Annotated in this window: 12 protein-coding genes; 4 read left to right on the top strand and 8 right to left on the bottom strand. The window is 70.7% G+C overall.

The features are described from left to right. Positions 1 to 83 precede the first annotated feature (83 nt). Entirely contained in the window at positions 84 to 1,484 is a 1,401-nt protein-coding gene (locus BMZ92_RS04735; protein WP_091504821.1) for an MFS transporter, read from the bottom strand. Between the two features lie 129 nt (positions 1,485 to 1,613). Here BMZ92_RS04735 and BMZ92_RS04730 point away from each other — a divergent pair, with 129 nt between their 5' ends. The 3 genes from BMZ92_RS04730 to BMZ92_RS04720 all read left to right on the top strand — a co-directional run bounded on the left by BMZ92_RS04730 (position 1,614) and on the right by BMZ92_RS04720 (position 5,628). Next, positions 1,614 to 2,510, top strand: a complete 897-nt coding sequence (locus BMZ92_RS04730) for a LysR family transcriptional regulator (protein ID WP_091504482.1) — start codon at positions 1,614 to 1,616, stop codon at positions 2,508 to 2,510. 57 nt (positions 2,511 to 2,567) lie between these two features. Then, entirely contained in the window at positions 2,568 to 3,584 is a 1,017-nt protein-coding gene (locus BMZ92_RS04725; RefSeq protein ID WP_245782900.1) for an alpha/beta hydrolase family protein, read from the top strand. 103 nt (positions 3,585 to 3,687) lie between these two features. Then, positions 3,688 to 5,628, top strand: coding sequence for an NPCBM/NEW2 domain-containing protein (locus BMZ92_RS04720; protein ID WP_091504480.1), 1,941 nt, complete (start codon positions 3,688 to 3,690; stop codon positions 5,626 to 5,628). 55 nt (positions 5,629 to 5,683) lie between these two features. On the opposite strand, the gene BMZ92_RS04715 is transcribed toward BMZ92_RS04720, so the two are convergent. Then, positions 5,684 to 6,691: an aldo/keto reductase family protein gene (locus BMZ92_RS04715; protein ID WP_091504479.1), complete on the bottom strand. Its 1,008-nt coding sequence runs from the start codon at positions 6,689 to 6,691 to the stop codon at positions 5,684 to 5,686. Positions 6,692 to 6,744: 53 nt separating this feature from the next. Then, positions 6,745 to 7,560: an SDR family NAD(P)-dependent oxidoreductase gene (locus BMZ92_RS04710; RefSeq protein ID WP_218153401.1), complete on the bottom strand. Its 816-nt coding sequence runs from the start codon at positions 7,558 to 7,560 to the stop codon at positions 6,745 to 6,747. Between the two features lie 183 nt (positions 7,561 to 7,743). Here BMZ92_RS04710 and BMZ92_RS04705 point away from each other — a divergent pair, with 183 nt between their 5' ends. Further along, the gene (locus BMZ92_RS04705) at positions 7,744 to 8,478 is read left to right on the top strand and encodes a glycosyltransferase family protein (RefSeq protein ID WP_091504477.1); all 735 of its coding nucleotides are present in this window, start codon (positions 7,744 to 7,746) and stop codon (positions 8,476 to 8,478) included. A 4-nt stretch (positions 8,479 to 8,482) separates the two neighbouring features. Here BMZ92_RS04705 and BMZ92_RS04700 read toward each other — a convergent pair whose 3' ends face one another. From BMZ92_RS04700 to BMZ92_RS04680, 5 genes are read right to left on the bottom strand one after another with little or no spacing between them, the layout of a single operon-like run. After that, a complete protein-coding gene (locus BMZ92_RS04700; protein WP_091504476.1) occupies positions 8,483 to 9,190 on the bottom strand; it encodes a hypothetical protein in 708 nt (235 codons plus the stop codon). Further along, the gene (locus tag BMZ92_RS04695) at positions 9,187 to 9,753 is read right to left on the bottom strand and encodes a hypothetical protein (protein WP_091504475.1); all 567 of its coding nucleotides are present in this window, start codon (positions 9,751 to 9,753) and stop codon (positions 9,187 to 9,189) included. Before BMZ92_RS04695 ends, BMZ92_RS04700 begins: the two co-directional genes overlap by 4 nt. Next, a complete protein-coding gene (locus BMZ92_RS04690) occupies positions 9,750 to 10,448 on the bottom strand; it encodes a vWA domain-containing protein (RefSeq protein WP_091504474.1) in 699 nt (232 codons plus the stop codon). The genes BMZ92_RS04695 and BMZ92_RS04690 overlap by 4 nt, the downstream gene beginning before the upstream one ends. Next, on the bottom strand, positions 10,445 to 11,410 hold the full coding sequence (locus tag BMZ92_RS04685) for a protein kinase domain-containing protein (protein WP_091504473.1): 966 nt from the start codon (positions 11,408 to 11,410) through the stop codon (positions 10,445 to 10,447). The genes BMZ92_RS04690 and BMZ92_RS04685 overlap by 4 nt, the downstream gene beginning before the upstream one ends. After that, positions 11,407 to 12,414, bottom strand: coding sequence for a protein phosphatase 2C domain-containing protein (locus BMZ92_RS04680; protein WP_245782899.1), 1,008 nt, complete (start codon positions 12,412 to 12,414; stop codon positions 11,407 to 11,409). Before BMZ92_RS04680 ends, BMZ92_RS04685 begins: the two co-directional genes overlap by 4 nt.

Genomic DNA, 12,414 nt, shown 5'->3' with positions numbered 1-12,414 from the left:
CTCGCGCGGCCTCGCCGTCGGCGGCCATCCCCGTGCCGAACTGTGGTCCCGATGCCGGTCGCCGGTGATGAAGATGTGCATGGTCAGGACCCTTTCCTGGTTTGCGGGACGACGATCGCCCCGAGGACGAGCACGGCCACCCCGATCAGCCGCAGCCCGGAATCCGCGGCCGAGACGAACGCGGCCACGACGTCCGCGGCGCGTCCGGGTGCGTCGGCGAGTGCCTGTGCCACGGTGTGCGCCCCGCGGAGGTCCGCGGGCAGTGCGGCGGTGAACCGCGCGGTGAGCACCGTGCCGATGACGGCCACGCCGAGCGCGCTGCCGAACTCGCGGGTGGTCGCCTGCAACCCCGTGCCGACCCCGGCCTGGGCCGGTGGCAGGGACCCCGCGATCACGCCGGAGAACGTCGGAAGTGCCAGCGTCACGCCGATCCCGGTCAGGACGAGCCACCCCGCGTAGCTGAGGTAGGACGTCTCCGTGCCGCTGAACGACAACCCGAGCAGGCCCACCCCGACGAACAGGAACGCGAGTGCGACGGTGGCCATCAGGCCGATCCGCGCCGACAGGTGCCCGACGTGCCGTCCGCCGAGGATGACCGGCAGCGTCAGCGGCACGATCCCGAGCCCGGTCAGCAGCACGCCGAACCCCTTGCCGTACTGGAGGAACGACGCGTTGACGTAGAACAGCGCGAACATGCCGAAGAAGATCACCGTCATGCCGAGGCACGCCCCGCGCAGCCCGCGGAGGCGGAACAGCCTCGGGTCGAGCAGCGGGTGCTCGACCCGCAGTTCGACGATCGTCCAAGCCGCGAACAGCACCGCGGCGGCGACGAAACCGGTGACGACGACGGGGCTGCCCCAGCCCGCCTCCGGCCCCTGCACGATGCCGAGCAGCAGCGCCATCGAGGCGGCGACGAGCAGTACGGCACCGAGCGGGTCGAGGCGCCGGTCGTGGCGTGGCGAAACCGGGGCGATGCGCCCCACGGCCGCGACGAGCACGAGCGCGACCGGCACGACGGCGGCGAACAGCCAGCGCCATGACCCGCCCGTCAGCACGGCGCCGCCGCCGACGTTGCCGATGACGCCGCCGATACCCGTCATGGACGCCCAGGTCGCGATCGTCGGGCCCCGGCGTTCGGCGGGCACGGCGTGCAGCAGCACGGCCAGCGTGTTGGGCAGCACGGCGGCGGCGCCGATGCCGGTGACGGCACGTCCGACCAGCACCACGGCGACGTCCGGTGCGATCGCCGAAACGAGTGCGCCCGCCGCGAACAGCACCAGTCCGGCCAGGAGGGTTCCCTTGCGCCCGAAGCGATCTCCCGCCGCGCCACCGGGGATCACCAGGCAGGCGAAGAAGATCACGTAGGTGTCGACGATCCACACGAGCGCGGACGCGGAAGGGTGCAGCGTGCTCGCGGCGAGCAGGGGGACCGCGAGGTTGATCGCGGCGACCATCCCGACGACGAGCACGACGCACGCGCACATGACCGAGAGCAGGCCACGTCGGGTTTCTTGAGGCGTCAGCAGGTTGAGCGGCATGTCTCCGACGGTAGGAATTCGGAGGATGTTCGTGCCACGCAACTTCGATAATGAGTATTTGCGTACGCTGCAACTGTGTACGGGGATCTCGACCTGAACCTGCTGCGCGTGTTCGACGCGGTGCTCCAGGAGGGCAGCGTGACGGCCGCCGCCGAGCGCCTGCACCTGTCCATCCCGGCGACGAGCCGGGCGCTGGGGCGGCTGCGGCGAGCGATGAACGACCCGATCCTGGTGCGCGCGGGACGGGGGATGGTGCCGACGCCGTTCGCGCTGCGCACCGCGCCGCGGGTGCGTTCGCTGCTGGACGAGGCGTCGGCGTTGATCAGCGCCGACCGCGAGGTCCCGGTCGCCGAACTGAACCGCACCTTCACGATCCGCATCAACGACGGCGTGGCGGCGACGCTCGCGACGGCCGCGGTGGAAGCCGTTTCCGCGGTCGCGCCCGGCGTGACCCTGCGGTTCGTCGCGGAGGGCAGCGAAAGCACGGAGGCCCTGCGTGACGGCTCGGTCGACCTCGACATCGGCGTGGGTGAGCCCGGTGCGCCCGACCTGCGGACGGCCCCGCTGTACCGGGAACGCCTGGTCGGCATCGTCCGGGCCGACAGCCCGCTGGGCCGTCACCGGCGTCCGACGCTCGCGCAGCTGTGCCGGTACCCACACGTGTCGGCCTCGCGGCGGGGCAGGTCCCGTGGCCCGCTCGACGACGCGCTGGAGGCGGCGGGCCTGCACCGGCACGTGGCCGCCGTGGTGCCCACGTTCGCGGTCGCGGTGCTGCTCGTCGCGTCGAGCCACTACGTCGGGCTGGTCCCGTCGCGGCTCGCGGAGCAGTACGGCCCGCCGCTGGGGATCCGCGCGTTCCCGGTGGGGGCCGAGCTCCCGGCGGTGGAGGTACGCCTGAGCTGGCACGCCCGCCTCGACGCGGACCCGGCGCAACGGTGGCTCCGCGAGACGATCCGGGCCGCGGTGGGGTGAAGAAACCAGGGATGTTCCGGATGTGCCGGGGTGACGGCGGTGGCCACACTCGGTCCCGTGACCCCGATCGCCCTCCGCCTGCCCGAGCCCACCGGACCCCACCCGGTCGGAGCGCGGGCCCTGCACCTCGTCGACCACGCGCGCAGCGACCCCTGGCTGCCGGTGGAGCAACCGCGGGAGCTGATGCTCACCCTGTGGTTCCCCGCCGCCGCCCCCGGAACCAGGCGGAACGGTTACCTGACGCCACTGGAGTCGGAACTCGTGCTGCGGGCCGGTCACGTGGTGGGGCTGCCTCCCGACGTCCTGAGCACGACGCGGACCCACGCGTACGACGACGTGCCGGTCGCGGACCGCACCGGCCCGCTCGTCCTGCTTTCGCCCGGTTTCGGCAAACCCCGCGCCATCCTCTCCGGCTTGGCCGAGGAGCTGGCGAGCCACGGCTACCTCGTCGCCGGGATCGACCACACCCACGAGAGCGCGGCGACGACGTTCCCCGATGGGCGCCTCGCGACGTGCCTGGCCGGGAACTCCAGGCGGAACGGGGCTTTCTGGGAAAAGCTGGTGGCAGGCCGTGCCGCTGACGCCTCCTTCGTGCTCGACGAGCTGACTCGCGATCTCGAACCGTCCGGGATCGCGATGGCCGGTCACTCCGTCGGCGGCGCGAGCGCACTCACCGCCGTGTCGGCCGACCCGCGGATCCAGGCCGGCGTCAACATCGACGGCACCGTGTACCCGGCGCTGCTCGAACCCGGTCTCGCGACGCCGTTCCTGTTCATGGGCCGTGCCGCCCAGTACACGCGCGGCAGCGGACCCGCCGCGGACACGTGGGAGACCGCGTGGGCGTTGCTGACCGGCTGGAAACGGTGGTACACGGTGCGCGGCGCGCTGCACGGCTCGTTCACCGACATCGGCCTGCTCGGGGAACAGGCGGGCCTGGACGCGGGCGCGGCGTTGCCGGCGGACCGCGTTTCCCGGCTGACGCGCGACCACGTGCGGGCATTCCTCGACCTGCACCTGCTGGGGAAACCCGCACCACTGCTGGAATCCGAGGAGCTCGTGCACGCCGGGGCCTAGCGTCGCCGCAGGAAGCGGTGGACGGGATCATGCCTGCGTTCGCTCCCCAGGCGTTTCGCCGCATCGGCAGGCAGACCTTCTAGAACCGTCCTAAAGTCGAGACATGTTCGCTCGTTTCGTGCGCTGGGGCACGGCCGCGCTCAGCGGGATCGCACTCGTCCTGGTTCCGGCCCACCCGGCCTCCGCCGCTCCGCCCCGCGCGACGACGCCGCCGATGGGCTGGAACGACTGGAACAGCTTCCGTTGCGGGATCACGGAAACGATCGTCAAGGAGACCGCCGACGCACTGGTCCGGACCGGGCTGCGGGACGCTGGTTACCGCTATGTCAACGTCGACGACTGCTGGGCGTCCGCCCGCGATACCGAGGGGCACCTGACCGCCGATCCCGTCACGTTCCCGTCGGGCATGGCGGCACTGGCGTCGTACGTCCACGCCCGCGGCCTGCGGTTCGGGATCTACACCGCGGCTGGTGCCAAGACCTGCGAGGGCCGTCCGGCCAGCGGCGGGCACTACGAGCAGGACGCGCGCGACTTCGCCGACTGGGGAGTGGACTACGTCAAGCTCGACTGGTGCGGGGCACAGGGCGATCCGTACCAGCTGACGACGCGGTTCCGCGCCGCACTGGACGCCACCGGCCGCAGCGTGGTGCTGGGGGTGTCGCGGCACGGCAACCCGTGGACGTGGCCGAGCCGCCCCGCCGACCTGTGGCGAACCTCGGCCGACATCGACGACCAGTGGTCTTCCCTGCTGCGCAACACCGAGGAGGAGACTGGACTGTCCACAAGGGCCGGTCGCGGGCAGGGCTGGAACGACCCGGACATGCTCCAGATCGGCAACGGCGGCATGAGCGCCGAGGAGTACCGGGCACACCTGAGCCTGTGGTCGGTGCTGGCCGCGCCGCTGCTGATGGGCAACGACGTGCGCACCGCCGACCGCGAGACGCTCGACATCCTGGGCAACCGCGAGGTCATCGCCGTCGACCAGGACCCGCTCGGCTTGCCGGGGGACCGGCTGGGCAGCGACGGTGATCGTGAGGTCTGGACCAGGAGGCTCGCGGGCGGTGACGTGGCGGTGGCCCTGTTCAACCGAGGCGCCACGAGCACCGAAATCCGCACGGACGCGCGGGCGGTCGGCTTGCCGCAGTCGCCGGGTTACGTGCTGCGGGATCTGTGGCAGCACACCTCGACTTCGACCGTAGGCGGGATTTCCGCGCAGGTGCCGCCGCACGGCGTGGTGTTGTTCCGGGTCTCGGTTAGTCCTATGTGGATCGAACCACAGGTCACCCTGTCCACGGACACCGGGTTCGTCGAGGACACGCCGGTCACGGTCTCCGTCCGCAATGAAAGCGCTTTCCCAGTTCCGGTGGAGCAGGTCGGGCTGGCGGCTCCGGCGGGCTGGCGGGTCCGGTTGCTGCGGCAGGACGGCGTCGTGTCGGTCGCCGGGCGGCCGGTGACGGCACGGTTCGAGGTGCTCCCGCCACCGGGCGCCACGCACGCCGCGCTCGAACTGACCGGCGGCAAGTACCGTTCGGCGGCACAGGTCGTGGTCCCGCCCGCGCCGCCGGCAGGGGACGTGGCGTTGTCCGGCCATCCCCGGTTGCAGACGGACAACGGCTGGTACCTGCCGATGAAAGTGGACCACTCGTTCGGCGCGGACGACTTCTGCGGTGACTGCGCGGGCGGCACGCTCACCCTCGGCGGCAGGCAGTTCGCGACCGGACTGGGCACGTACGCGTCGGCGCAGGTCGCGTACTACCTCGGCGGCCGCTGCGGCACGTTCGAAACCACGGCGGGCGTCGACGACGAGGTGCTGGGCATCACGTGGCCCGGCCCGCACAACGTCAAGGGCACCGCCCGCTTCCTCGCCTACGGGGACGGCCGCCTGCTGTTCGACAGCGGCCTGCGGCGGGCGGGCGGCCCTCCGGCCTCCGCGGTGCTGGACGTGCGCGGGGTGCGGGAGCTGAAGCTGGTGAACCACAGCGGAGGCGACGGCAACTTCGCCGACCACGCCGACTGGGCGGCGATGCGGGTGCGCTGCCGGTAGGGCTCAGTGCTGAGGGGTGTCCACCATGCCGGTAGGGGACCCGTTTTGACCCTTCCTATGTCGGCACCTGCTGTGGAGCTCGGTCGGGGAAACTGTCGTCCGTGACCGCGAAGGGGGCCAGTATGGCCGCTATGGTGCGCTCAAGATCTGGACCGATGCTGATTCCGGCTGCCTGGATGTTGTCCTCCAGCTGCTTCTGTCGCGAGGCGCCGATGACCACGCTGGAGACTTCTGGCAGGCGCAGGCACCACGCGAGCGCGAGTTGGGCGGAACTGTAGCCGCAATCCGCGGCGAGTTGCCCGAACTCCCGCACCGCTGCCAGGGTTCGGTCGGCCAGGAAATGGTTCATCCGCCAGTCAAGGGGGCCAAGGCTGCGTTGTGCCCTTGTTCCTTCGGGAGGGCCTGCGCCGGGTTGGTATTTGCCGCTCAGAACGCCCATGGCGAGTGGTGAGAAGCCGAGCACGCCCATACCGTGGTCGGAGCACGTGGGCAGGATCTCGCGTTCGATCTTGCGCCACAGGGCTGAGTACTGCGCCTGGTTGCTGACCGGACGCTCCCAGTTGTGCGAGTCGCAGGCGTGGACGACGTTCTTGATCTGCTCCGCGGACCAGTTGGATATTCCCCAGTAGAGGATCTTCCCTGCGCGAATCAGGTCGTTCATCGTCCGGGCGGTCTCTTCGACCGGTGTCTCCTCGTCGAACATGTGGCATTGGTACAGGTCGATGTAGTCCACGCCGAGTCGGCGCAGGGACTGCTCGACCTGTGTCATCACGTGTTTACGGGAAAGACCGCGCTGAAGCGGGCTACTCCCCATGGGGAAGTACACTTTCGTCGCTACCAGGTACGTGTCCCGCGGTAACGGCCGTAGTGCCTTTCCGAGAATCTCCTCGGCTCGGCCAGCTTGGTACTCGTTCGCGGTGTCGAACAGGTTCACCCCGAGTTCGTGAGCTCGCCTGGTGCAAGCGATCGCCTCGCCTTCGCGGGTCTGGTCGTGGGTCAGCCAGGAGCCGAGGCTCACCGAGGAAACTCGCACACCCGAACTGCCGAGACGCCGGTACTCCATCCTTTCGGTGTACTACCAGCCCGCGCCCGCCGAGAAGGGAGTGACTTCCTCCGCTACAGGACCGCGAGCACGCCTCCGTCGACGACGAGCGTGCTACCAGTCATCAACATCGAAAGATCGCTGGCGCAGAAGAGCGCGACTCGGGCGATGTCGTCCGGAACCCCGTCCCTGCCCAGGGGCTTCAGCTGGTGGGAGTCGATCTGCGGGACGCCGCGCGCCGCCACCTCTTTGCGGCTCTGCTGGAGTCCCGGGGTTTCGACGGTAGCCGGGGCCACTGAAAGAACCCGGATGCCGTGCGGTCCCAACTGGGTGGCGAGGCTCCTGGTCAATCCTCGGATGCCGTGTTTCGCGGATACGTATGCGGGATTTCCCCGTGATGATGCGCGGTAACCCGAGACGGAGGTCATGTTGATGATAACCCCCCGGCTCTTCGCGTCCATCATCTTCTTCGCGGCCTCTTTGGCGCCGATGAACGCGCCCTTGAGGTTGACGTCCAGAACCAGATCCCAATCTTCCTCGGTCACCTCGAAAAGGCTTTTCGCCGGGTACAGCCCTGCGTTGTTGACCCAGATGTGAGGACTGCCGAGTTCGCGAACGACGCGGTCTGCCAGGTCTCGGACCGCTTGTTCGTTGCCTACGTCAACTACTCCCGCGAGGCAACGGGCGCCGTGCTCGCCACTGATTTCTTGCGCGGCCTGTTCGGCAGCGGCCTTGTCGAGGTCTGCCACGACCACGTGGGCGCCGGCTTCGGCGAACCGGTTCGCGATCGCGTAGCCGATCCCCCGTGCGCCACCGGTGACGACTGCCACCCGTCCGGCGAGCGAGACGAGTTCGGAGATCGTGTGGGTGCTGACGTCGGGTACTGACAACGGTGTGTCCTTCCTGGCCCTGGGAAGTGGGGTGACGACCATGTCAGGCGGCGCGAGGGACGCGATGGGTCACTACGGGAGCGGGAAAACGAAAGTGTCGTTTCAGTATAGCGAGAGGCTGGTTGTGGCCAAGGCCCAGGGATCGTCGCAGGTCGCGTCACCCCCTCCTGACAGGATGATCCCGTGCCGACGATCAGTGTCATCAGCGCCGTTCACCCCGGTGCGCGCGATTACCTCGCCGAGGCGTACGAATCCCTCGTCAAGCAGGAGTTGCCCGACGGCTGGGACTGGGAGTGGTGCCTCCAGGAGGACGGTGACACCGGGCTGGCCGAGCGCGTCCTGCCGCCGGACGAGCGGGTGCGGATCGGGCACGGACTCCCCGCCCGCGCCGCCGTTGCGCGCACCATGGCGTTGACTCGCGCGTCCGGCACACTCCTGCGCACCTTCGACGCCGACGACGTCCTCCTGCCGGGTGCGCTCGACCGGGACATTCAGGCGCTGGGCACGGCCGCCTGGTGCACCTCAGCTGCTCTCGACCTGCTGCCCGACGGCTCCACCGTGCCAGGGCCGTACGACCCGCCGGACGGTCCGGTCGAGCCCGGCCGCTTCCTCGCCGAGCAGTGCGCGGACCGGCTGTCCGTGCTGGCGGCGACGTTCGCGGCCCACACGGCCCTCGTGCGCGCGCTCGGCGGTTGGCCCGCCCTCACCGGCGCCGAGACGATCGGCCTCCTCCTCGCGGCCGAGGCCGTGGCGCCCGGGGTGTTCATCGCCGAGCCGAGTACCTTGTACCGCAAGCATTCCACGCAGACCACGGCCTCCGAACGCTACTGGCGTGCCGAGGAATCCGCCACCCGCCTCGACGCCGTTCTGGCGCGCGCGGAAGCCTTGCGTGAGGCGGGGTGGCAGTGGCGCCTGTGAGGCGTCACGGCGCTACCTGCGTCAGCGGCATCCGTGACACTGGCCTGCCCTGGTTGGTGACCGTCAACTGCGAACCGACGATCTCGTACACGTAAGGCCCGTTCCGCGCGACGTACCCGCTCGGCGTTTCCGTCGCCGCGAGCGAGATGTGGTTCTCGGAATCCGCCGGAGCGCCCCGCACCTGACCGTCGTAGTACAACCGTCCCGAGCCGTCCCGGCACAGCGTGACCACGTGCTTGTCCGTCCGGTACTGGACGACCAGCGTGGCCGCGCCACCCGGCAGCCACCGCGCCACCACCGCGGGACACACCGGGGGCGTGGCAGCCGGACTCGTGCTGTCGTGCGAGTTCATCGCCCTGCTCACGACGATCATCCCGAGGATCACCCCCGCGGTGCCGAGCACGACCTTCCCGGTACCCGGCATCGCCCGGCTCGGCCGCGGCGGCCTGGGCGGGGGCGCGAACGGTGACCGCGGCGGCGGAGCGGGCCGGACCGGACGCGGTGGCGGCGGAGGCGGCGGGGTGAGCGTGATGCGCGGTGGCTCGGCGTGCTTCGACTCCACGAACGTCGGCTCAGGCTCCTCGGGCGACGTGAACGACACCTGCTCCGGCACACCCCGCGCACTCCCCGGCGCACGGTGGCAGTTCCGGCACGTCGCCGCACCCGGCAGGTTGTTGGTCTCGCACGAGTCGCACACCCAGGCCGCCGTCACGGAACCTCCCCGCTCCACCGCGGCACGACGGCATCCTCGTCGCCACTGGCGCGGAACACGATCCACTCCGCGGAGCCCGGCGCGGTGTCCACCACGAGCGGGGTCAGCACCTCCGCCGCCCGCTTCTTCCGCGCCACCACGGCACCCGCCTGGATCTCCGCCGCCAGCCGCTGCAGGAACGGCCGTGACCCGGCGGAGAACCACAGCGGCACGTCCACCGCGGCCCGGCCCAGCCGGACCGTCAACGTGAACCGGATCGGCGCGGTACCGGGCAGCCCCGGCTCGTCCACCAGCTGCGCGTCCCGGCACGAGGCGAGCGCGACCTGCAGCCGGACCGCGCTGCCCAGCCCGTGCCGCGGCTGCTCGGTGACGGTGAGCGTGGTGTGGTCCCTGATCAGGAAGACGTCCGGCCCCACCAGGTGTGTCCGATCAGGACAGTCCCACGCCGTGATCGCGACCCGGCCGGTCGGCGCCCCGCCGAGGTACTGGCGCAGTTCGTGACCGGGACCCGGTTCGTACCGCCACTCCAGGCGGGCTCGGGACCGGAACAGCCGCCTGGTCACAGGCTGTTGGCGATCGTCGCGATGATCTCGTCCATCTCCCACTCCTCCAGCCCCTCGCCCGCCGTCGACGGGAAGAACAGGGTGTGGTTCCAGTCGTCGGCGATGTCGGTCCACGGGTACTCCTCGGGTGCGAAGACGAGCAGCCGCTTGGCCGAGTTCTCCATCAGCGCGTGCGGGCTCTGCCGGTGCCCCCACTGCTCGAACAGTCCGTCCAAAGAGGACGGGATCGAGGCGGGGTAGGTGTGCGCCGCGCGCTGCCGGCGGTCGCCGAGCGGGTGCGCGGGCGCGTCGGTGAACACGACGATCACGTGCCGCCGCCGGTCGAGCCCCGTCTCCCACTTGGACGCCATCGCGAGCGCCAGTGCCTCCAGCCCGGACTCCGGCTCGTCGCCGCCACCGCTGGGTGTCAGCTCCCGCACCGTGCGCTCGAAGTCGTCGAGTTCGTGCGGCACCGAGAAGAAAGGGCTTTCCGAGATCGCGTCGTCGGCCCGGTCGCCGAAGTCGCGGAAGGCGATGACCTTGAGCCGGAGACTGCTGATCCCGCGCCCCTTGTCCTTCATCTCCTGCGCCAGCCTGCCGGGGAACGACAGCGCGCTGTGCTTCACGTCGTCGAGGATCGGCCGCATGCTGAGCGTCGCGTCGACGCACAGCACGATGTCGACCGCGTACTGCAGGTTGTTGCCTTGCGCGCTCATGACCTTCTCCCGTTTCCCGTGAGGTTGATGCGGAGGCGGCCCGATCCCGGCGGCACCCGGGTACGGCCGGCGAGGTTGATCCGCACCCGGTTGGCCCCGTCGCGGGACAGGACGGCCGCGGCAGCGGTGATGTCCGGCCGCTGCCCCGGATCGGCGTGCGCCAGCGCCCGCAGCAGCCCGGCCGGCGCGCCTGCGAGCCGCGGGTCCCACGTGAGCGGTTCCCCGGCGAGCACGGCGGCCGCCGCCGAGTCGTACCCCGGCGGAACCGCCGGCGGGGCACCGAACAGGTACGTGTGGATAAGCAGGCCGAACGCGAACATGTCGGCCGCCTGCGTGAGTTCGGCGCCCGGGTCGCCCCGCACGTACCGCAACCATTCCGGTGCGCCGTAGACCGGGTTGCCGCCGATCGAGTCCGGGTCCGGTGGTTCTCCCGCCGGGTAGGCGTCGTCGAAGTCGATCAGCTTCGCGGTGTAGACGTCACTGCGGGGCGGCCGGTACAGCAGCACGTTGTCCGGCTTGAGGTCGCCGTGCACGATCCCGTGCTCGTGCAGCAGCGCCAGGCTGTCGGCGAGGGTGCGCAGCACGATCGCCTGCCGCTCCGAGTCGAGTTCGTGCGGCTGCCGATCCTCGCCCCTGATGCGCCTCGTGACCTTGTAGTAGCGCGTGCCCTCGGCGAAGAAGTCCTTGGTCAGCACGAGGTTCCCGGCGAGCGGGTGGTCGGCGCGCAGCAACGACGCGACCCTGCGGTGCCGTTCCTCGAAGCGGCGGCACTCCGCGTACCGGCGCTGCTTGTCCTCGATCGAGCCCATCGAATCCGGCTTCGGCCGCTTCGGTTCGAGGAACTCCTTGACGAAGTACTCCTGGCCGTCCTTCTCCGCGAAGGCCCACAGGCACTTGCCCGCGCCGGCGTTCGTCGGTTTGCTGACGACCAGGTAGCCGTTGACCGTCTCGCCGAGCTTCACCGGACCTCCCCCTCCGCGCCGGGCAGCCGCCGTTCATAGAGCCGCCGGTACAGCCGCCACGACCGTTCGCGCGCCGGGACCAGCGCCGCCCTGCCGTGCTCGCGGGCGAGCCGCATCGGCTCGGCGTGCTCGGTGTGCAGCAGGTCCCGCCTGGTCCGGAAACTCGCCCGCAGCTCGTCGAACGTCCGGAACCCGAGCGCGGCCACGACCAGCGAGGCGTCGTCCCCGGTGTAGGCCGTCACGCGCTCCGCCAGCAGCGCCGACCAGTGCGTGATCTCCTGCGCGGACAGCAACGTGTCCCACAGGAGGTACTCGAACTCCGCAGGCGTGTCGACGTAGCCGAAGAAGCCGTCGGTCGCGCAGACGAGCAGGCAGGGGCGGAGCGTCGAACCCTGCCAGCGGTTGAGCTGGAAGTCGCGGCTCGCGCTGACCATGTTCGTCATCGGCGGGTCCTGCACGAGCAGTTCGAGCGCGTCGGCGGAGTCGGTGTCGTCGCGGCTGAGCTGCTGCAGCCCGAGCGTTGGTTCCGCGACGTAGCAACGGGAATCCCCGGCCCACAGCACCTCCCACCGCACGCCCGTCTCGCCGAGCTGGAAGGCCAGCCCCGCGAACGTGCTGGGGAACTCCCGCGCGATGCTGCCGCGGACGCGGCTGCCCCGGCGCGTGCCCGCCGCGAGGCGGGCGACGATCCGCTCACGCAGGTCGCCCGTGCGGTCCGTGGTGAACCACTCCTCGACCAGACCGCGGACGCGCCGCGACGCGACCCAGGCCTGCGTGCGGTCGAGGCCGGTGCCCGCTCGTCCTGCCGTGCCGCGGCCCGCGCCGCCGACGCCGTCGAAGACCGCCAGCAGGCCGTGGCGCGTGGGCCGGTGGAACAGCAGCAGTGGATCGGCGTCCTCACCCCGTTCGGCGATCCGCTCGGTGCACACGCCCACGGCGGCGAAACCGGTTTCCTCGTGCTGCCACAGCTTCGCGGAGCCACGCAGCACCGGACGGACCTCCAC

The sequence above is a fragment of the Amycolatopsis sacchari genome (assembly GCF_900114035.1).
Lineage (GTDB): Bacteria > Actinomycetota > Actinomycetes > Mycobacteriales > Pseudonocardiaceae > Amycolatopsis_E > Amycolatopsis_E sacchari.
Note: the sequence above shows the minus strand (reverse complement) of the source record. Positions and strands in the feature narration are given on the sequence as shown.